Annotated in this window: 19 protein-coding genes; 2 read left to right on the forward strand and 17 right to left on the reverse strand. The window is 71.8% G+C overall.

The genetic code is table 11. The annotated features are described in order from the left end of the window. Positions 1-106: 106 nt before the first annotated feature. The 14 genes from AB4K12_RS24300 to pgsA form a co-directional block, all read right to left on the reverse strand. Positions 107-673 carry an adenine phosphoribosyltransferase gene (locus tag AB4K12_RS24300; protein ID WP_368436198.1) on the reverse strand — a complete coding sequence of 189 codons (567 nt, stop codon included), beginning with the start codon at positions 671-673 and terminating at the stop codon, positions 107-109. Beyond that, entirely contained in the window at positions 670-1788 is a 1119-nt protein-coding gene (secF, locus tag AB4K12_RS24305) for a protein translocase subunit SecF (protein ID WP_368436199.1), read from the reverse strand. Before secF ends, AB4K12_RS24300 begins: the two co-directional genes overlap by 4 nt. A 1-nt stretch (position 1789) precedes the next feature. Further along, positions 1790-3604: a protein translocase subunit SecD gene (secD, locus tag AB4K12_RS24310; protein ID WP_368436200.1), complete on the reverse strand. Its 1815-nt coding sequence runs from the start codon at positions 3602-3604 to the stop codon at positions 1790-1792. A gap of 148 nt (positions 3605-3752) precedes the next feature. Continuing rightward, a complete protein-coding gene (gene yajC / locus AB4K12_RS24315) occupies positions 3753-4250 on the reverse strand; it encodes a preprotein translocase subunit YajC (RefSeq protein ID WP_362261608.1) in 498 nt (165 codons plus the stop codon). 165 nt (positions 4251-4415) lie between these two features. Next, positions 4416-5495, reverse strand: a complete 1080-nt coding sequence (gene ruvB / locus AB4K12_RS24320) for a Holliday junction branch migration DNA helicase RuvB (RefSeq protein ID WP_368436201.1) — start codon at positions 5493-5495, stop codon at positions 4416-4418. 52 nt (positions 5496-5547) lie between these two features. Beyond that, a complete protein-coding gene (ruvA, locus tag AB4K12_RS24325) occupies positions 5548-6168 on the reverse strand; it encodes a Holliday junction branch migration protein RuvA (protein ID WP_368436202.1) in 621 nt (206 codons plus the stop codon). Beyond that, the gene (ruvC, locus tag AB4K12_RS24330) at positions 6165-6716 is read right to left on the reverse strand and encodes a crossover junction endodeoxyribonuclease RuvC (RefSeq protein ID WP_086573668.1); all 552 of its coding nucleotides are present in this window, start codon (positions 6714-6716) and stop codon (positions 6165-6167) included. Before ruvC ends, ruvA begins: the two co-directional genes overlap by 4 nt. Before the next feature lie 126 nt (positions 6717-6842). Continuing rightward, a complete protein-coding gene (locus AB4K12_RS24335; RefSeq protein ID WP_086573669.1) occupies positions 6843-7595 on the reverse strand; it encodes a YebC/PmpR family DNA-binding transcriptional regulator in 753 nt (250 codons plus the stop codon). Positions 7596-7657: 62 nt separating this feature from the next. Further along, positions 7658-8248, reverse strand: a complete 591-nt coding sequence (pdxT, locus tag AB4K12_RS24340; RefSeq protein ID WP_086573671.1) for a pyridoxal 5'-phosphate synthase glutaminase subunit PdxT — start codon at positions 8246-8248, stop codon at positions 7658-7660. A 120-nt stretch (positions 8249-8368) separates the two neighbouring features. After that, positions 8369-9280 (reverse strand): pyridoxal 5'-phosphate synthase lyase subunit PdxS, encoded by a 912-nt coding sequence (gene pdxS / locus AB4K12_RS24345; RefSeq protein WP_086573673.1) that lies wholly within the window; start codon positions 9278-9280, stop codon positions 8369-8371. A gap of 81 nt (positions 9281-9361) precedes the next feature. After that, complete coding sequence (locus AB4K12_RS24350) at positions 9362-9904, reverse strand: hypothetical protein (protein WP_368436203.1); 543 nt, start codon at positions 9902-9904, stop codon at positions 9362-9364. A gap of 144 nt (positions 9905-10048) precedes the next feature. Then, positions 10049-11209 (reverse strand): glycosyltransferase family 4 protein, encoded by a 1161-nt coding sequence (locus AB4K12_RS24355; protein ID WP_086573676.1) that lies wholly within the window; start codon positions 11207-11209, stop codon positions 10049-10051. Continuing rightward, entirely contained in the window at positions 11206-12138 is a 933-nt protein-coding gene (locus AB4K12_RS24360; RefSeq protein WP_368436204.1) for a phosphatidylinositol mannoside acyltransferase, read from the reverse strand. Before AB4K12_RS24360 ends, AB4K12_RS24355 begins: the two co-directional genes overlap by 4 nt. Then, positions 12135-12794 carry a phosphatidylinositol phosphate synthase gene (pgsA, locus tag AB4K12_RS24365; protein WP_368436205.1) on the reverse strand — a complete coding sequence of 220 codons (660 nt, stop codon included), beginning with the start codon at positions 12792-12794 and terminating at the stop codon, positions 12135-12137. The genes AB4K12_RS24360 and pgsA overlap by 4 nt, the downstream gene beginning before the upstream one ends. 256 nt (positions 12795-13050) lie before the next feature. On the opposite strand from pgsA, the gene AB4K12_RS24370 reads away from it, so the two are divergent. After that, positions 13051-15258: an elongation factor G-like protein EF-G2 gene (locus AB4K12_RS24370; RefSeq protein WP_368436206.1), complete on the forward strand. Its 2208-nt coding sequence runs from the start codon at positions 13051-13053 to the stop codon at positions 15256-15258. Positions 15259-15421: 163 nt separating this feature from the next. Further along, positions 15422-17077 (forward strand): hypothetical protein, encoded by a 1656-nt coding sequence (locus AB4K12_RS24375; RefSeq protein ID WP_368436207.1) that lies wholly within the window; start codon positions 15422-15424, stop codon positions 17075-17077. A 42-nt stretch (positions 17078-17119) separates the two neighbouring features. Here AB4K12_RS24375 and AB4K12_RS24380 read toward each other — a convergent pair whose 3' ends face one another. From AB4K12_RS24380 to AB4K12_RS24390, 3 genes are all read right to left on the reverse strand, one after another. Next, entirely contained in the window at positions 17120-18283 is a 1164-nt protein-coding gene (locus tag AB4K12_RS24380; RefSeq protein ID WP_368436208.1) for a hypothetical protein, read from the reverse strand. Between the two features lie 149 nt (positions 18284-18432). Further along, the gene (locus AB4K12_RS24385; RefSeq protein ID WP_368436209.1) at positions 18433-19266 is read right to left on the reverse strand and encodes a polysaccharide deacetylase family protein; all 834 of its coding nucleotides are present in this window, start codon (positions 19264-19266) and stop codon (positions 18433-18435) included. Between the two features lie 109 nt (positions 19267-19375). After that, positions 19376-19936 (reverse strand): HIT domain-containing protein, encoded by a 561-nt coding sequence (locus tag AB4K12_RS24390; protein ID WP_086573687.1) that lies wholly within the window; start codon positions 19934-19936, stop codon positions 19376-19378. Positions 19937-20036: the final 100 nt, after the last annotated feature.

The following is a 20036-nucleotide window of genomic DNA, read 5'->3' on the forward strand; positions in this document are numbered from 1 at the left end:
GGCCGCCGGCGTCACAGGGGACGTCAGGGATAACGCGAGGCGGGCACCGGGAGCTTCCCGGTGCCCGCCTCGGGGCCGTTCGCGCGCCGTGCGGCGCGGTGGTCGGTCAGACCGTGATCAGCGCCTCCAGGGGCGCCCCGGCGAGCTCGCCGGCCAGGCGCTCGCGGCCCGGCAGGAAGCCGAGCTCCATCAGCACCGCGACGCCCGCCACCTCGGCGCCCGTCCGGCGGATCAGCTTGAGCGAGGCCTCGGCGGTGCCGCCGGTGGCCAGGACGTCGTCGATGACGAGGACCCGGTCGCCGGGGGCGAGCGCGTCGGCGTGCAGCTCGATCTCGGCGGTGCCGTACTCCAGCGCGTAGGCCTGGCCGAGCGTGGCGCCGGGCAGCTTGCCGGCCTTGCGCACGGGCACGAAGCCGACCCCGGCGCGTACGGCCACGGGGGCGGCGAGGATGAAGCCGCGCGCCTCCAGACCGACGACCTTGGTGGCGCCGTACTCGCGGCACAGCCCGGCGAAGGCGTCCGTCAGCGCGGCGAACGCGGTGGCGTCGGCGAGCAGCGGGGTGATGTCCTTGAACGTCACGCCCGGCTTGGGGTAGTCCGGAACGTCGTGGATCCGGCTGAGCAGCAGCGTGCGCAGCTCCTGGTCGGCGCCGAAGGCGCCGGCGGCGCTCATCGGCGCTTCCCCGAGGGACGACCGCCACGGCCGCGGCTGCGACCGGCGCCCTCGCCGCGCTGGCCGACGACGCCCGCCGCCGCGTCCTGCACGTCCTCGTCCTCGCCCGCCGCGTCGGCCGACGCGTCGCCCGCCTCGCCCTTGGCCGCGTCGGCGGCGCGCCGGGCGCGCACGCGCTTGGCCAGGGCCTTCATCTGCGGGTCGCGCTCCTTGAGGTCGGCGACCAGCGGGGTGGCGATGAAGATCGAGGAGTAGGCGCCGGCCGCGAGGCCGACGAAGAGGGCGAGCGAGATGTCGTTGAGCATGCCCGCGCCGAGGAAGCCACCGCCGATGAACAGCAGGCCGGCGACCGGCAGCAGCGCCACGACGGTGGTGTTGATCGAGCGGACCAGCGTGCCGTTGAGGCTGCGGTTGGCGATCTCGCTGTAGGTGAAGCGGGTCTGCTTGGTGATGTCCTTCGCGCTCTCCTTGAGACCGTCGAAGACGACGACGGTGTCGTAGAGGGAGTAGCCGAGGATGGTCAGCAGACCGATCACGGTGCCCGGGGTGACCTCGAAGCCCACCAGCGCGTAGACGCCGACGGTGATGGTGAGGTCGTGGATCAGCGCCACCAGGGCGGCCACGGCCATCCGCCATTCGAAGGCGATGGCCAGGTAGATCACCACGAGGATCATGAAGACCCCGAGGCCGGTCCAGGCCTTCTTGGCGATCTGGTCGCCCCAGCTCGGGCCGACGATGTCGGTGTTGATCTTGTTGACCGGGACGTCCAGCTTCTTGGCCAGCGCCTCCTGAGCGGTCCGGGACTGCTCGGTGGTCAGCTCACTGACCTGAACGCGCAACGTGCGGTCGCCGAGCTTCTGCACGATGGCGGCGTGCCCGGAGGCCTCCTCCACGACGTGTTGGGCCTGGGTGGCCGAGACCGAGGTCTTCGGGGTGTTGAAGACCGCGCCGCCGGAGAACTCGATGCCCATGTTCAGGCCGCGCACCGCCAGGCCGACGATGGCCGTGATGGTGATGAGGATCGAGATGCCGTACCAGATCTTCCGCTTGCCGACGAAGTCGTAGCCGACCTCACCGCGGTAGAGCCTGGCACCGAGGTTGCCGAGTCGCGACATCTCACGCCTCCTTCGGGTCGACGGGGGCGGAGCGGCGGCGGGAGGCCCGCAGCGGCGGCCTGACGCCCAGCCGGACGGGGTCCAGGCCGGACCAGGGGTGACCGCTGGCGAAGAACTTCCGGCGGGCGAGGATCGTCATGAGCGGCTTGGTGAAGAGGAAGACCACGACGACGTCGAGGAGCGTGGTCAGGCCGAGCGTGAACGCGAAGCCCTGCACCTTGCCGACGGTGACGACGAAGAGCACCGCGGCGGCGAGGAAGGAGACGAAGTCCGACACCAGGATGGTGCGGCGGGCGCGCGGCCAGCCGCGCTCCACGGCCGGGCGCAGCGTGCGGCCCTCGCGGATCTCGTCCCGGATGCGCTCGAAGTAGACGATGAAGGAGTCGGCGGTGATGCCGATCGCCACGATGGCGCCGCAGACGGCCGGCAGGTTCAGCGCGAAGCTGATGGCCGGGCCGAGGAGCACCATGATCGTGTAGGTGAGGATCGCGGAGACCGCGAGGCTGGCGAGGGCGACGAGCGCGAGACCGCGGTAGTACGCGACCAGGTAGACGATCACCAGGAAGAGGCCGATGGCACCGGCGACCAGACCGGCGCGCAGCTGCTCGCCGCCGAGCGCGGCGGTCACGGTGGTCTCGTTGGCCACGTCGAAGGACAGCGGCAGGGCACCGTAGGACAGCACGTTGGCCAGTTCCGAGGCGCTCTGCTGGGTGAAGCCGCCGGAGATCTCGGCCTGACCGCCACCGATCGAGCTGCTCACGGACGGGTCGGAGACGACCTCGCCGTCGAGGACGATGGCGAACTGGTTCTGCGGGGACTGCTTGGTGGCCAGCTGGCCGGTGACCTGCGCGAACTTCTTGGCGCCGGCGGAGTCGAACTTCAGCTGGACGAGCCAGCCCTTGCCCTGCTGGGTGTCGAAGACGGCGTTGGCGCCACTGATGTTGGTGCCCTCGACGGCCACCGGGCCCAGGATCTCCTTGACCTGACCGTCCTTGCGGCACGCGGCGATCATGTCGGTCGGCAGGGCGGCGGCGGCGGCCTCGTTGGCCTTGGCGCGGCCCTCCTTGGTGGAGCAGTCCAGGGCGTCGAGCTTCTTCTGCAGGGCGGCCGCGTCGCCACCGGGCGCCGGGGTGGGCGTCGGCGCCTTCTTGTCGTCCTTCTTCGCGTCCGGCTTGCCGGACGCGGAGGCACCCGGGGTGGCGTCGGCCTCGTCGGCCTTCAGGGCGTCGGTGACCGGACGGCCCTGGGGCTTGGCGCTGGCGGTCGGGGACGGCGAGCCGGAGGGCTTGGTCGTGGCCCCGGTGCTCTTGTCGTCCTTGCTCTTCTCGCCGTTCTTCTCGTCCTGCTTGCCCTTGTCGCCCTTGTCCTTGCCCGTCGCGCCGGGCGTGGGCTCAGGGGTCTTGACACCGGCAGTGGCGGTCAGAACGGGCCGGAAGCCGAGCTGGGCGGTAGTGCCGACCTGCTGACGGGCCTGCTTCGCGTCCGTCCCCTTGGGGATGTTCACGATGATGTGGTTGTCGCCCTGCGTCTGGACCTCGGCCTCGGTGACACCGAGACCGTTGACACGCCGCTCGATGATGCCGACGGCCGTGTTCATGTTGGTCGCGTTGATCGCGTTGGGCCTGCCGGGCTGGTTCTTGGCCTCCAGCGTGAAGCTCGTGCCACCCGCCAGATCAATGCCCAACCGCGGCGTGGTGTGCCCGGAGGCGAACATCCCCCCGGTGAGCGCCACCATGGCGATCAGGATCAGGGCCAGGACACGGCCCGGCCTCCCCTGGCCGCCCGGGGACCTGCGGCCCTTCTTCGGTGCTGCCACCTTGTCGTTTCTCCCTGTCCAACCGCCGGGCGTCGGGTGTTCGCCGGACGGCCACGATGTGTTGTGGGGACCTGCCCCCGCCGGAGCCTAGACCGTAACGGAACCGCGGCGCACCGCTCGTCGGGTGCTCCGCGGTTCCGGAAAGCAGCTACTTGGCGTCGGTGTCGCCGTCCCGCTTCGCGTCCTTCGTCTCCGCCTCGGCCGGGTCGTCGGCCTTCTTCGGCTCGTCGGCCTTCTTCGCCTCGTCGCCGGCGGCCGCGCCCTTGCCCAGGTCGATCTTCTGCTCGGCCGGGGGCTCACCGGTCTCGACGGCCTCGGTCAGCGCGGAGGCGTCGTCCGGGACCACCGGGGTCTCCTCCGGCTCCAGGCCGTGGACGATGCGGTTGTACTCCGCGTCCTCGAGCACGGCGCCGATGGAGTTCTTGGCGAAGATCGCGTGCACGCTCGGGGCGACCTCGAGGAGGACCGTGTCCTCGTGGATCTCCTTGACGGTGGCGTACATGCCGCCGATCGTCCGGACACCGGTACCCGGCTGCATCTGGTCGCGCATCTGCATCGCCTGGCGCTGCTTGTTCTTGGCCGACCGGGTCATCAGGAACATGGCCCCGATAAGCACGATGAACGGCAGGAGAGTCACGATATTCACGGGACGGGGATTCCTTCACACGACCGCTTGGGGACGCGGCCTGGTCTACGGGGGTGGTATGCCGCACCGGTACGGACGGCATCGGCGGAGTCTAAGCGAGCCCGCACCTATGGAACAACGCCCAGCATGGCACCGCGGTTCCTGGGCGGACCAGTCCCCACACCGTCACCGATCGAAGAGTCCCTGCTGGCCGGGGCCCGTCGAGCCCTGCCCGGGAGGCGTCAGCCCGAGGTGCGCCCAGGCCGCCGGAGTGGCCACGCGACCCCTGGGCGTACGCGCCAGCAGCCCCTCCCGCACCAGGAACGGCTCCGCCACCTCCTCGACCGTCTCGCGCTCCTCGCCCACGGCCACCGCCAGGGTGGACAGGCCCACGGGACCGCCGCCGAAGAGCTTGAGCAGCGCGCCGAGCACGGCACGGTCCAGCCGGTCCAGGCCCCGGGCGTCGACCTCGTACACCTGCAGGGCCTGGGCGGCGATCTCCTGGGTCACCACCCCGTCGGCCTTGACCTGGGCGTAGTCGCGGACGCGGCGCAGCAGGCGGTTGGCGATGCGGGGCGTGCCCCGGGAGCGGCCGGCGATCTCGGCGGCGCCCGCCTCCTCCATCTCCACGTCCAGCAGCCGGGCCGAGCGGTGGATGACGCGCTGCAGCTCGAGCGGGGCGTAGAACTCCATGTGGCCGGTGAAGCCGAAGCGGTCGCGCAGCGGGGGCGGCAGCAGACCGGCCCGGGTGGTCGCGCCGACCAGGGTGAACGGCGGGAGCTCGAGGGGGATGGCGGTGGCGCCGGGGCCCTTGCCGACGATGACGTCGACCCGGAAGTCCTCCATCGCCATGTAGAGCATCTCCTCGGCGGGGCGGGACATGCGGTGGATCTCGTCGAGGAAGAGCACCTCCCCCTCGGTGAGGGAGGACAGGATCGCGGCCAGGTCGCCGGCGTGCTGGATGGCGGGGCCCGAGGTGATGCGGATCGGGGCCCCCATCTCGGCCGCGATGATCATCGAGAGGGTGGTCTTGCCGAGCCCGGGAGCGCCGGACAGCAGGACGTGGTCGGCGGTCGCGCCCCGGGCGCGGGCGGCCTTCAGCACGAGGTCCAGCTGCTCGCGGACCCGCTCCTGGCCGACGAACTCGCCCAGGTCCTTCGGGCGCAGCGCGGCCTCGACGGCCCGGTCCTCGCCGTCGGCGGCGGCCTCGACCAGGCGGTCGCCATCACCCGCGGTGACGGGTGCGGACTCGTCGTCCCAGTTCACGGTTTCAAAACCTCACGGTCGGAAGTGCTCGGCGGGGTACTTCTCGGCAGTCTCAGCGGGCCCGGTTCAGGGTCTGCAGCGCGGCGCGCAGCAGCGAGCCCACCTGCGGCAGGCCGCCCTCGGCGAGGGTGGCCTCGGCCTGGGGCGTGACCGCCGCGACGGCCTCGTCCGCCTCGCGCGTGGCATAACCGAGCCCGACGAGCGCGGCGTGCAGCTGGTCGCTCCACCCCTGCGTGACGGGGGCGCCCACCGCCGCGGCGGCGGACCCGACCGGGGCGCCGAGACGGTCCTTGAGCTCGATCAGCAGCTTCTGCGCGCCCTTCTTGCCGATGCCCGGCACGGCCGTGAGCGCCTTCTCGTCGCCGGAGGCCAAGGCGCGCCGCAGCGCGTCGGGGCTGTGCACGGCGAGCATGGCCTGGGCCAGCCGGGGGCCGACGCCGCTGGCGGTCTGCAGCAGCTCGAACGTCTGCCGCTCGTCGTCGTCGGCGAAGCCGTAGAGCGTCAGGGAGTCCTCACGGACGACGAGGGACGTGGCGAGCCGGGCCTGCTGGCCGACGCGCAGCCCGGAGAGCGTGCCGGGGGTGCACTGGACGGCCATGCCGATCCCGCCGACCTCGACGACGGCGGTGTCCGGTGCGAGGGCCGCGACCGGCCCGGAGACGAAGGCGATCATCGGGTGCCCTTCGGGAGTCGTACGGGAGCGGTGACGCGCCGGTGCGCGGCGGCGATCTGCTGCAGGCGGTTGGTCGCCGGGGCCCGCCAGATGTGGCAGATCGCCAGCGCCAGGGCGTCGGCGGCATCCGCGGGCTTCGGTGGCGCGTCGAGCCGCAGCAGCCGGGTGACCATGGAGCCGACCTGGGCCTTGTCGGCCCGGCCGGAGCCGGTGACGGCGGCCTTGACCTCGCTGGGGGTGTGCAGGGCGACGGGCAGGCCGCGGCGGGCGGCGCAGAGCATGGCGACCGCGCTGGCCTGGGCGGTTCCCATGACCGTACGGACGTTGTGCTGGCTGAAGACGCGCTCGACGGCGACGTACTCGGGGCGGTACTCGTCGAGCCACTGCTCGATGCCGCGCTCTATGAGGACGAGCCGGTCGGCGACCTCCGCGTCCGCGGGGGTGCGTACGACGCCGACTCCCACCATGCGCAGCGGCCGGCCCGCGACGCCCTCGACCACCCCGACACCGCACCGCGTCAGCCCCGGGTCCACACCCAGCACGCGCATAGCGCCCCTCCCCCTTTGATCGGCCGGTTCCACCTGCCGCAGCAGGCTATCGGCCGCCACTGACAACGCGACGGGCCGGCGGGACGCGTGTCCCGCCGGCCCGTCCGCCGACCGCAGCCGGAACGCCTACGCGTCGACCTTCGCCATGACGTCGTCGGAGACGTCGAAGTTGGCGAAGACGTTCTGCACGTCGTCGCTGTCCTCGAGGGCGTCGATCAGCTTGAAGATCTTGCGCGCGGCGTCCTCGTCGAGCTCCACCTGCATGGTGGGGACGAAGTTGGCCTCGGCGGAGTCGTAGTCGATGCCCGCCTCCTGGAGCGCGGTGCGGACCGCGACCAGGTCGGTGGCCTCGCTCATGACCTCGAAGTTCTCACCGAGGTCGTTGACCTCCTCGGCGCCGGCCTCCAGGACCGCGCCGAGCACGTCGTCCTCGGTCAGCTCACCCTTGGGGACGATGATGACGCCCTTGCGGTTGAACAGGTAGGACACCGAGCCCGGGTCGGCCATCGAACCGCCGTTGCGGGTCATGGCGACGCGCACGTCGGAGGCGGCACGGTTGCGGTTGTCGGTGAGGCACTCGATGAGCACCGCGACGCCGTTCGGGCCGTAGCCCTCGTACATGATGGTCTCGTAGTCGGCGCCGCCGGCCTCGAGGCCGCCGCCGCGCTTGACCGCGGAGTCGATGTTCTTGTTCGGAACCGACTGCTTCTTGGCCTTCTGGATGGCGTCGTAGAGCGTCGGGTTGCCCTCGATGTCGACGCCACCCATGCGGGCCGCGACCTCGATGTTCTTGATGAGCTTCGCGAAGAGCTTGCCGCGCTTGGCGTCGATCACGGCCTTCTTGTGCTTCGTCGTAGCCCATTTAGAGTGGCCGGACATCCGCCTGTCTCCTTCGCGTAACCCAATTCGTAACGAACGACAGAGATCCTACCGGGACCGGGCTACTGCGCCGCGCGCACCATGTCCACGAACAGGCCGTGGACGCGGTGGTCGCCGGTGAGCTCCGGGTGGAAGGACGTGGCCAGCACGTTTCCCTGGCGCACGGCGACGGTGTGCCCGTCGTGCCGGGCGAGGACCTCGGCCGCGGCGCCCACGGACTCGACCCAGGGGGCGCGGATGAAGACGCCCTCGACGGGGCCGCCGTCGATGCCGGCCACCTCGACCGACGCCTCGAAGGACTCGTTCTGCCGGCCGAAGGCGTTGCGGCGCACGATCATGTCGATGCCGCCGAGCGTCTCCTGGTCCTCACGGCCGTCCAGGATCTTGTCCGCGAGCATGATCATGCCCGCGCAGGTGCCGTAGACGGGCATTCCGGCCCGTACGCGCTCGCGCAGCGGCTCGAGCATCCCGAAGACGACCGCGAGCTTGGACATGGTGGTGGACTCGCCGCCGGGGATGACCAGGCCGTCGACCTCGGCGAGCTCCTCGGGGCGGCGCACCGGGCGGGCGAGCGCGTCGGCCGCGGCGAGGGCGATGAGGTGTTCGCGGACGTCGCCCTGGAGGGCGAGGACGCCGATGGTGGGGGTGGACACGGGGTGCTGCCTCTCAGAAATGCTGTGCGCGAAGCGCCCCACCGGGGACGGTGGGCGGACGGCGCCGGGTGGGCGGGACCGCGCGCGTGCGCGGTCCCGCCCACCCGGGGAGAACGTGTGTTACCAGCCGCGGTTGGCGTAGCGCTGGTCCTCGGGAAGGGTGTCGCAGTTGATGCCGACCATGGCCTCGCCCAGGTTGCGGGAGGCGTCCGCGATGATCTTCGGGTCGTCGTAGAAGGTGGTGGCCTTCACGATGGCGGCGGCGCGCTTGGCCGGGTCGCCGGACTTGAAGATGCCGGAGCCGACGAAGACGCCCTCGGCGCCGAGCTGGCGCATCAGCGCGGCGTCGGCCGGGGTGGCCACGCCACCGGCGGAGAACAGCACGACCGGCAGCTTGCCGAGCTCGGCGACCTCCTTGACCAGCTCGTACGGGGCGCGCAGGTCCTTGGCGGCGGCGAACAGCTCGTTGTTGTCGAAGCCGCGCAGCTTGGCGATCTCGTTCTTGATCTGACGCAGGTGGCGCACGGCCTCCACGACGTTGCCGGTGCCGGCCTCGCCCTTGGAGCGGATCATGGCCGCACCCTCGGCGATGCGACGCAGGGCCTCGCCCAGGTTGGTGGCACCGCAGACGAAGGGGGTGGTGAACGCCCACTTGTCGGAGTGGTTGATCTCGTCGGCCGGGGTGAGGACCTCGGACTCGTCGATGTAGTCCACGCCGAGGGACTGCAGGACCTGGGCCTCGACGAAGTGGCCGATGCGGGACTTGGCCATGACCGGGATGGAGACGGCCTCGATGATCTCTTCGATCATGTTCGGGTCGGACATCCGGGCCACGCCGCCGTCCTTGCGGATGTCGGCGGGCACCCGCTCCAGGGCCATGACCGCGACGGCGCCGGCGTCCTCGGCGATCTTCGCCTGCTCGGCGTTGACGACGTCCATGATCACGCCGCCCTTGAGCTGCTCGGCCATGCCGCGCTTGACGCGCGCGGTGCCGGTCTCGGGGGTCTGGGCGGTGGTGGGGGTGGACACGATGTGACCTCGCTATCAAGGGCGGTGAAGCTGCAGCGTCATCAAACCCAGGGTGCGAGGGCCGGGAAAAGGGCCAATCCGTGGTCAGTGGCCTGTCCGGTCGCCCAATACGGCCGGAGGCTCGTCGTCCATCTCGAAGGCCATCGGGAACGGCGCGTGGCCCGCGAGGCGGAACCAGCGCACCTTACGGTGCCGGCGCAGCGCCCGGGCCGCCCGCACCGCGTCGTTGTGGAACCGCCGTGCCATGGGCACCCGCCGCACGGCCTGGGTCAGCTCCTCCAGCGACTCCTCGCCGCCGGGCGCCTCCCGCACCACGTCCGCCTGCTGCGCCTCGGCGAAGACGGCGCGCAGCGCCTGGCTGAGCTCGCTCTCGGCGACCTCGCGGTGCTCCTCCTCCGCCTGCCGCGCGGCGTGCGCGGCCTGGTAGAGGACCATCGAGGCGGCGGGGTCGAGGACGCCCGCGGTGCCGAGCTCCTGGGCGACCGAGGCGCGGCGCAGCAGCTGGGCGTCCAGCGCCGCGCGCGCCGCGTCGATGCGGCTGTGCAGCCGGTCCAGGCGGCCCGCGGTCCAGCTCAGGTAGACGCCGATGACGACCAGGGCGGCCGCGATCCAGATCAATGTGGTCACGCGAGGTCACAGTACCGGGCCCGCCCGGCTCGTCCCGGTCGGTCGCGGGCGGGGCCCGGCCGGACGCGGGCGGGGCCCAACCGGACGCGGGCGGGGCCCAACCGGACGCGGGCAAGGCCCGGCCGGTGGCCGGCCGAGGCCCGGTCAGTCGCGGGCGAGGCCGAAGCGCGCGCGGAAGCCGCTGCGTTCGTCCGTGGCCACCGACGCCGCGCCGGCCGCGACCGTCTCGTAGACGGCCAGGATGTCGGCGCCGACCGTGCCCCAGTCGAAGCGCCGTACGTGCCGGCTGCCGCGCTCGCTCAGCTCGGCCCGGCGATCGGCGTCGCCCAGGAGCCGTACGGCCGCGGCGGCCAGGTCGTCGGCGTCCTCGTTGGCGAACAGCTCGCCCGCCGCGCCCTGGTCCAGGACCTGCGCGAAGGCGTCGAGGTCGCTGGCGAGGACGGGCGCGCCCGCCGACATCGCCTCGACGAGGATGATCCCGAAGGACTCGCCGCCGGTGTTGGGCGCGAGGTAGACGTCGACGCTGCGCAGCAGGCGGGCCTTGTCCTCGTCGCTGACCATGCCGAGGAACTCGACCTGGGCGCGCGTCTCGGGGGGCAGGGAGGCCACGGCCTCCCGCTCGTCGCCCAGCCCGGCCACCAGCAGCCTGGTGCCGGGGCGCTCGGCGAGGATCCGGGGCAGGGCGCGCATCACGACGGGCAGGCCCTTGCGGGGCTCGTCGATGCGGCCGATGAAGCCGATGGTGCCGCCCTGCCACTCGGGCCGGGGCTCGGCGCGGGCGAAGAAGTCCACGTCGACGCCGTTGGGGATGACGACCGCGTCGCCGCCCAGGTGCTCGACCAGGGTGCGGCGGGCGTACTCGCTCACGGCGATGCGCGCGCTGATCTTCTCGAGGGCGGGCTGCAGGATCGGATAGGCCGCGATCATGGCGCGCGAGCGCGGGTTGGAGGTGTGGAAGGTCGCCACGATGGGGCCCTGCGCGGCCCAGCAGGTCAGCAGGCCCAGGGAGGGCGAGGTGGGCTCGTGGATGTGGATGACGTCGAAGTCGCCCTCGTGCAGCCAGCGACGCACCCGCGCGGCCGACAGGAAGCCGAAGTTCAGCCGGGCCACCGAGCCGTTGTAGGGGACGGGCACGGCCCGCCCGGCGGAGACGACGAACGGCGGCAGCGGCGTCTCGTCGTCCGCGGGCGCCAGCACCGACACCTCGTGGCCCTGCCGGATCAGGTGCTCGGCCAGGTCACGGATGTGGAACTGCACGCCCCCGGGGACGTCCCACGAATACGGGCAGACGATCCCGATCCTCAAAGCTTCTCCGTTCCGGAGCTCTTGTCGTGGCCGGGCCGCGGCCGCCGGTCGAGATCGGCGAGCCACAGCCGCTGGAGCATGTGCCAGTCCTGGGGGTGCTCGGCGATGCCGGAGGCGAAGGCGTCGGCCACCGCCTGGGTCATGGCCGTGGCCTTCTCCCCCCGGGTGCCCTCCCCGGGCACCTCGACCGGGGCGTGGATGCGTCCGCGCATCACCGGAGAGCTGTCGTACCAGAGGGTGACCGGCAGCAGCACGGCGCCGGTCTGCAGGGCGAGCGCGGCGGGGCCGGCGGGCATCTTCGCCGCCTCGCCGAAGAACGTCACCTCGATGCCGGAGGCGGACAGGTCCCGGTCGGCCACCAGGCAGACCAGGCCACCCGAGCGCAGCCGCCGGGCCAGCGTGCCGAAGGCGCTGCCGCCGGCGTGCGGCAGGACCTCCATGCCGAGCCCCTCGCGGTAGGCGACGAAGCGGTCGTAGAGCGTCTCGGGCTTGAGCCGCTCGGCGACGGTGGTGAAGGGCACCCCCAGGCGGGTGGTGACCCACGCCCCGGCCAGGTCGTAGTTGCCCATGTGCGGCAGGGCGGCGACGACGCCGCGCCCGGAGGCCAGCGCCTCCTCCAGGTGGTGCAGGCCCTCCGGGTCGAAGCCGGAGCGGATGCGGTCCTCGCTCCAGACGGGCAGCCGGAAGGACTCCATCCAGTAGCGCATGTACGAACGCATGCCGGCCCGGGACAGCTCCGCGAGCCGCTGCGGTCCGGCATCGGGCACGACGCGGGCGAGGTTGGCCTCCAGGCGCGTGACGCCCTGGCCGCGCCGCTTCCAGGCGGCGTCGGCGATGTTCCGTCCCAGGGCCGTGGCCATGGGCTCGGGGAGCTTCTTGACCGTGCCCCAGCCCAGCCCGTACAGCGCGTCCGTCAGGCGTTCCCTCACCCGGCCTCGCCCCCGCCGGCCGCGACGGCGTCCGCCTCGGCGGACTCGCGGCGGACGGTGATCACCCGCTGGATCAGGGTGACCAGGCTGCCGACGGCCACGATCCACAGCGCCACGGGCAGCAGCACCTGGATGTGCGGCACGCCGAACGCGTGCAGACCCGAGAGGCCGCAGGCCACCAGCGAGATCACCAGACGCTCGGCGCGCTCGACCAGGCCGTTGACGTTCACCGGCAGGCCGATGCTCTCGCCGCGCGCCTTGGTGTACGACACGACCTGGCCGCTGGCGAGGCAGAAGATGGCCACCGCGCACAGCGCGAGGTCGTCGCCCCGCCCGGCGTACCAGAGCGCCAGCCCGCCGAAGATCGCCGAGTCGGCGACGCGGTCGAGGGTGGAGTCCAGGAAGGCGCCCCAGCGGCTGGAGCGGCCCAGCTGCCGCGCCATGTTGCCGTCGACGAGGTCGGAGAAGACGAACAGCGTGATGACGATCGTTCCCCAGAAGAACTCTCCCTGGGGGTAGAAGACCAGCGCGCCCGCCACCACTCCACCGGTACCGACGAGGGTCACCGCGTCGGGGCTGACCCCCAGGCGGATGAGCAGGGCGGCGAACGGTGTGAGAACACGCGTGAAGAAAGCACGCGCGTACTTGTTCAGCATGGCCTTCCCGGAAGGTAGTGATCGGGCCGGGTGGTCGGAAGGCCACCGGCTGGCCCATCGTAGCCAGCCCGTCCCGGGCCGCCGCGCACACATCGCTCCCCCGGGCCATGGCGCAGGTCACGCCCGTCGCGGCCGCCCCCTGCCGCCGGCTCACCCGGGGGGCGGACGGTTGCGCGCCCGTGTGCGACGTATGGACGCAGCGTGACCACGGTGGAAAGCTCGAAGGACCGCAGGTGTCGACCGAGAGGCGAGGCACATGGGCGAGAAGACGAGTGCACATCCAGGGGCCGCGGGCAGAGCAGTGGCGGCCGACCGGCCGGGCGACATCCGGAACGTGGTGCTGGTCGGCCACAGCGGCTCGGGCAAGACGACGCTGGTCGAGGCGCTGGCCCTGGCGACCGGCGCGGTGAACCGGGCGGGCCGGGTCGAGGACGGCGCGGCCGTCTCCGACTACGACGAGATCGAACACCGCCAGCAACGCTCCGTACAGCTGTCCCTGGTGCCCGTCGAATGGGCCGGGATCAAGATCAACCTGCTGGACACACCCGGCTACGCCGACTTCGTCGGCGAGCTGAGGGCCGGTCTGCGCGCCGCGGACGCGGCCCTCTTCGTCGTCTCGGCGGCGGAGGGCGTCGAGGGGGTCGCCGGCGCCACCCGCATGCTGTGGGAGGAGTGCGCGGCCGTCGGCATGCCGCGCGCCATCGTCGTCACCCACCTGGAGGCGGCCCGGGCGGACTTCGAGGAGATGACCGAGACCTGCCGCGCCGCCTTCGGCGGCGAGTCCGGCGACGGCGTCCTGCCCCTGTACCTCCCCCTGCACGGAAAGGAGGGCCCCGACGGCCACCGCCCGGTGGCCGGGCTCGTCGGACTGCTCACCCAGCGCGTCTTCGACTACTCCTCCGGCACGCGCACCGAGACCGCGCCCGACGACGACCAGCTCCCGCTGATCGAGGAGGCCCGCAACCGCCTCATCGAGGGGATCATCGCCGAGAGCGAGGACGAGACCCTCATGGACCGCTACCTGGGCGGCGAGGAGATCGACGTCAAGACCCTCGTCGAGGACCTCGAGCGGGCCGTGGCCCGGGGCAGCTTCCACCCGGTGCTGGCCGCGGCCCCCGCCCAGGAGGGCGCCCGGCAGGGGCTGGGCACCGTGGAGCTGCTGGAGCTGGTCACCGGCGGCTTCCCCACCCCGCCCGAACGGACACCGCCGGAGGTCACCTCCCCCGACGGCGGCTCCCGCCCGCCGCTGACGTGCGATCCGGCCGGGCCGCTGGCCGCCGAGGTGGTCAAGACCGCCTCCGACCCCTACGTAGGCCGCGTCTCCCTGGTCCGCGTCTTCTCCGGCACCCTGCGGCCCGACGAGACCGTGCACGTCTCCGGGCACGGCCTCGAGGACCGCGGCCACGAGGACCACGACGTCGACGAGCGCATCGGCGCCCTGTCCCAGCCCTTCGGCAAGCAGCAGCGGCAGCTGTCCCAGGCCATCGCCGGCGACATCGCCTGCGTCGCCAAGCTCGTCAGCGCCGAGACCGGGGACACCCTCTCCGCGAAGAACGCCCCGCTGCTGATGGAACCCTGGCTCATGCCCGATCCGCTGCTGCCCGTGGCCATCGAGGCCCACAGCAAGGCGGACGAGGACAAGCTCTCCCACAGCCTGGCGCGCCTGGTGGCCGAGGACCCCACCATGCGCCTGGAGCACAACCCGCACACCCACCAGGTCGTCCTGTGGTGCCTGGGCGAGGCCCACCGCGACGTCGCCCTGGAGCGGCTGCGCACCCGCTACGGCGTCCAGGTCGACGTGGTGCCGCACAAGGTCTCGCTCCGCGAGACCTTCGGCTCCCGCGCCACCGGCCGCGGCCGGCACGTCAAGCAGTCCGGCGGCCACGGCCAGTACGCCATCTGCGAGATCGAGGTCGAGCCGCTGCCGGGCGGCAGCGGCATCGAGTTCGTCGACAAGGTCGTGGGCGGCGCGGTCCCCCGTCAGTTCATCCCCTCGGTCGAGAAGGGCGTACGGGCCCAGGCCGCCCGCGGCGTCGCCGCCGGCTACCCCCTGGTCGACGTGCGGGTGACCCTCCTCGACGGCAAGGCCCACTCGGTGGACTCCTCGGACGCGGCCTTCCAGACCGCCGGCGCCCTCGCCCTGCGCGAGGCCGCCGCCGAGACCCGCATCCACCTCCTCGAGCCCGTCGCCGAGGTCCGCGTCCTGGTCTCCGACGACTACGTCGGCCCGGTCATGAGCGACCTGTCCGGGCGGCGCGGCCGGGTCGTGGGCACCGAGCAGTCCGGCTCCGGCCGCACGCTCGTACGCGCCGAGGTACCGGAGATCGAGATCGGCCGGTACGCGGTGGACCTGCGCTCCCTGTCGCACGGCACGGGACGGTTCAGCCGTTCCTACGCGCGGCACGAGCCCATGCCCCCGCAGATCGCGGACCGCGTTCGCGAACAGGCCGAGAACGGCTCATAGTTCGCAAGCCGCCCGCCTCAACTCACTTGGGGCGGGCGGCTTTCCGATCTCCCACGACAGCCGGCACCCCGCCCCATTACGCTGAGCACGCGACCCATGACACAGACCGTGGGCGGCAGTCGGGAGCGGGCCCGCGTCCGGGCGCGCGGGGTTGGGGGCAGCGGTGGCAGGAGACGGGTACGACTTCAGCCCGGGTGCGCAGATCCCGGTATCGGGCGGTGCCGGAGGCACCGCGGCGACACAGGCCCTGGCCTCCGCGGCCTACCGCGACGGGCCCGTGGACGAGCTCCTCAAGGCCAACTCCGACTGGGCCACCTCGGAGGTCAAGAAACCCCTGATCTCCCTCTTCGAGCCCAACCTCGGCGAGGCCTTCGCCCGCGCCGTGCAGACCCGCATGCTCGGCGGCGGCCGCAAGCCCCTCATCCAGTCCTTCGGCCTCGAACCCCAGGTCATCGTCGAGCACTGCCTCGCCGCCAACCGCATCCGCAAGATCCGCGACGCCCAGCTGACGGTCATCATGGCCGTCTTCGGCCTGCTCTTCCTGCCCGGCGTCCTCCTCTGGTTCGGCGCCTTCCAGCTGCGCCGCAGCCTCGCCGGCGCCCAGAACAAACGCGCCGGCGCCCTGGGCACCACCCTCCTCGCCGCCCTCGCCGTCGTGATCGCCGTCGCCATGGTCAAGGCGCCGCTGCACGGCTTCTGGGGCCTCTACCTCCGCGCCATGGTCATCGCCCCCCTCATCGGCGGCTTCTGGGCGAAGACCGCCTGCGAGCGCACCGCGAAGGACCTGCGCGACCGCTGGACCGGGCTGCTCGACGGCGGCGCCGTCGCCGCCAAGATCCCCGAGAGCGTGCCCCGCGACCCCGGCGAGAGCGCCGCCGAACAGCTCCGCCAGAGCCTGCAGAAGCTCTCCGCCGAGCAGCAGAGCAACATCGTCTTCTACGCCGGCCCCAAGGGCATACTCGGCATGGGCACCCGCTGGGGCAGCTGGCAGCTCGCCGAGGACCTCGTCCCCGCCGAGCCCGGCCGGGACATCAACCCCTTCCGCAGCTGGGACATCGCCCGCGCCATCCACGACCAGCTCAAGCTCCTCGAGCGCACCCCCATCAACACCGGCGGCCTCACCGCGCCCCACGTCGAGCACTGGGTCGTCGTCCCCATCGGCGAGGGCGCCTCCGCCGTGTCCCGCCCCGGCGGCACCGACGCCGCCTCGTACCAGATCAGGGGCGCCCAGCTCCAGGACATCTGCGACAAACAGCACTTCGGCAGCGGCGACCGCCACTACCTCGGCGTCCAGTTCGTCCTCTGGGACGGCCAGCTCGTCATCAACCTCCTCATCAACGTCACCGTCCTCCACAAGACCCTGCGCATCGAGGTCACCGGCTACGCCCTCGGCCCCACCCACTCCGTCTTCAACGGCCGCCCCAAGAACCGCACCAAGACCTTCAAAAAGGGCATCAAGTTCTGGGAGACCTGGACCCGCACCCTCCCCATCGTCGAACCCAGGGAGGTCGTACGGCTCGCCGCCCGCGCCCCCCTCACCTGGTACCCGCCCCTCCTCGAGTACTGGGGCGGCAAGCTCGTCCTCCCCGAGCCCTTCGGACTCCGCCACGCCTGGGCCGACAAGCCCTGGCGCCACCGCTTCATGGCCGACGACGCGCTACGGGCCGCCACCCCCGTCCTGCGCGTCGTCCACGAAGCGGCCCTGCGCGTCCTGAAGGACAACGGCGTCGACACCTCCAAGTTCGTCTCCCGCGCGGGCAACCTCAGCGGCGCCGTCCAGGACGCCAAGCCCGGCAGGGTCGACGTCTACGACGCCTAGAAGACGCCTGGAACACGGCGTGGCGGCCACACGGCCGGGCCACTACCGGAAGATGCCGGTGTGGCCCAGCGAGTACCGCCCGGGCTGCGGATAGACCGCCAGACCATGCGGTCCGTCGCCCACCTTGATCCGCGCGATCTGATGCCCGTCCGTCGTATCGATCGCGTACACCTCGCTGTTGTAACGCCCCGACAGCCACAGCACCTTGCCGTCCGCCGACACACCGCCCATGTCCGGACTCCCGCCGTCCGGAAGCTCCCACTTCTTCACCAGCTTGCGGCTCGGCAGATCCAGCACCGAGATCGAACCCTCACCCCGGTTGGAGATGTACAGCGACTTCGAATCCCGGCTGACGTACAGACCGTGCGCCCCCTTGCCCGTCGGCATCAGCCACGGCTCGGTGAACTTGTCCCCGTCCAGCACCCACACCCCGTCGGCCATCATGTCCGCCACGTACCAGGTCCGGCCGTCCGAGGAGATCTTCACGTCCTGCGGCATCGCCCCGTCGAACGGCAGCTTCTGCTGACCGATCACCTTCATCCGCGCCGTGTCGACCTTCAGCAACTCCCCCGAGAACTCACAGCTGACGATGAAGTACCGCCCGTCGGGCGAGAAGTCGGCGTGATTCACGCCCAGGCAGTTCACATGCTCCGTCTTCATCCGCTTCATCGTGTGCGCGTCCCGGAACACCAGCTCACGGTCCATCGACGCCATCACCACCGCGTACTTGCCGTCCGGGGTGAAGTAGAGGTTGTACGGGTCGTGCACATCGACCGTCTTCCCCTTCTTCCCCGTCGCCGGGTCGATCGGGGTGAGCGTATGACCACGGTCGTTGTTGACCCACAGCGTCTTCATGTCCCACGACGGCACCACATGCTGCGGCTGCTCCCCCACCGGGATCGTCTCGATCACCTTGTACGTCGCCGGGTCGATCACGCTGACCGTGTCGGACTCCGTGTTCGGCACGTACACCCGCGACGGAAAGTCCTTCACCACCGGCGACAACGCGTTCGGCCGGTCCGCCGCGTAGAGATCGTGGGGATCCAGCAGCGGCGGCATCCCCGGCAACCCCTGCGGAACACCCCGCGCCGCCCCCTGACTGTGCGCACCCCCGCCCGGCTGCCGGGGCTGCCGGGCGGCGGCACCGTCACCGCCGTCACCGCCCCCGCAGCCGGCCACCAGCAGCGCACAGGCCGTGGCGAACAACGCCGCCCGGCGCCGGCCCCGCGAGCGGAAGGGAAACCCGGGCAGGGAACGGCCGGGCAGAGACGACCGGAACGCACCAGGAGAGCGGAGGGGGCCGAGGGAGCGGAGAGAACGGACAGAGCGTCGAGGACGGTGATGCGAGAACTGGATCATCGGGTCAGCAGCTCCGTAGTCGTCACCGCACGCAGGCCGCGGCGGTGCAGGCCGTCGAGGATCGCGGGCAGCGCGGCGACCGTGCCGGCGTGCCCGAAGTGCAGACTGACCACCGACCCCGGCCGTACCGCGTTCAACACGGTACGCCGGACCGCCTCGGCGCCCGGGTCGGTGAAGTCGAGGGAGTCCACGTCGTACGACAGGACGTGCGGGTAACCGGCCTTTCTCGCCAGCCGCACCACCTGATCGGTCGCCCGCTGCGCGCGCGAGGGCCTGAACCAGCGACCGATACCGCCCGTGAGCCTGCGCAGCCGGTCGGCGCACTCGGTGATCTCGGCGTAGGCGGCCTTCGCGGGCATCGAGCAGATGTTCAGATGCCGCATGGTGTGATTGCCCAGCTCATGCCCGCCGTCGAGCACCCGGCGAGCCATCCGCGGCTCGGCGTCCAGCCAGTCCCCGACGGCCAGTACGGTCACCCGGGCCCCGGCCCGCTCTGCCTCCGCCAGCAACGCCGTCGCCGACTTCGCATCACCCCGGCCGTGAAACGTCAGCGCCACCGAACGGCCCTTCCGCGGACCGTGGTCGATCTGCGCCGGCAACCCCGAGGGCAGCTTCGCCAGCAGCAGGCCCGGCCCGGGCGGCGCCGACGCCCTGGCCCGAGCCCCCGCCCGCGCCGGGGCGGACGCGCCCGCCGGCTGGGGAGTGCGCTGCCGGGCCCCTTCGGTGGCCGACCGCTCGGCGTCGCAGCCCGCGACCGCACCGCCGGCGGCCCCGGCCAGGGCACTGCCGGCGGCCGCGCGCAGCACGGTACGACGGTGAAGAAAGGTCACCGTCCTATTAGAGCTTCTTTAAGAAGAATTGGTGAGATTTGCCCGATTCTGGGCGGGGTGTGTCCTGTCCGGTCGCCATCCGACCGGAACTGCCACACCCACCCACGACCTAGACGGCCGCCCAGACATCCGCCAGCATCTTGCGGGTGTCCGCGAGAAGTTGCGGCAGCACCTTGGTGTGCCCGATCACCGGCAGGAAGTTGGTGTCACCACCCCAACGCGGCACCACATGCTGATGCAGATGGGCGGCGATGCCGGCACCCGCGACGCCACCCTGGTTCATCCCGATATTGAAGCCGTGCGCCCCGGACGCCTCACGCAGCGCACGCATCGCGCGCTTGGTGAACGCGGCGAGCTCGGCCGTCTCGGCCTCGTCCAGCTCCGTGTAGTCGGCGACATGCCGGAACGGCACGACCATCAGGTGCCCGCCGTTGTAGGGGTAAAGATTCAGCACGGCGTAAACGAGCTCGCCCCGGGCCACGATCAGCCCGTCCTCGTCACTCTTCGCCGGAATCGAGCAGAACGGACAGCCGTCATCGGCCCCGGGCCCGGTGGGCTTGCCCTCACCCTGGATGTACGCCATCCGATGAGGCGTCCACAACCGCTGAAAGGCGTCTGGCGTCCCCACCCCGAACTGCTGCTCCGGCTCACTCGTCATGCGAGTCAGCATATTCCTTGAGGTGGATGCGAATGCGACGAGGGGCGGCCCTGGTGGGGCCGCCCCTCTACCTCCGCCTGCGCGGAGAGTCACGTCGTCGGTAGGTGAGGTC

The organism is Streptomyces sp. C36 (assembly GCF_040932295.1).
Classification (GTDB): domain Bacteria; phylum Actinomycetota; class Actinomycetes; order Streptomycetales; family Streptomycetaceae; genus Streptomyces; species Streptomyces triculaminicus.

What these genes read in the sequence shown, in the direction of transcription:
- AB4K12_RS24300 (WP_368436198.1), bottom strand. Translation starts at nt 673, where the DNA reads ATGAGCGCCGCCGGCGCCTTCGGCGCCGACCAGGAGCTGCGCACGCTG.
- ruvA (WP_368436202.1), bottom strand. Translation starts at nt 6,168, where the DNA reads ATGATCGCCTTCGTCTCCGGGCCGGTCGCGGCCCTCGCACCGGACACC.
- AB4K12_RS24370 (WP_368436206.1), top strand. Translation starts at nt 13,051, where the DNA reads ATGGGCGAGAAGACGAGTGCACATCCAGGGGCCGCGGGCAGAGCAGTG.
- AB4K12_RS24335 (WP_086573669.1), bottom strand. Translation starts at nt 7,595, where the DNA reads ATGTCCGGCCACTCTAAATGGGCTACGACGAAGCACAAGAAGGCCGTG.
- pgsA (WP_368436205.1), bottom strand. Translation starts at nt 12,794, where the DNA reads ATGCTGAACAAGTACGCGCGTGCTTTCTTCACGCGTGTTCTCACACCG.
- AB4K12_RS24390 (WP_086573687.1), bottom strand. Translation starts at nt 19,936, where the DNA reads ATGCTGACTCGCATGACGAGTGAGCCGGAGCAGCAGTTCGGGGTGGGG.
- secF (WP_368436199.1), bottom strand. Translation starts at nt 1,788, where the DNA reads ATGTCGCGACTCGGCAACCTCGGTGCCAGGCTCTACCGCGGTGAGGTC.
- ruvC (WP_086573668.1), bottom strand. Translation starts at nt 6,716, where the DNA reads ATGCGCGTGCTGGGTGTGGACCCGGGGCTGACGCGGTGCGGTGTCGGG.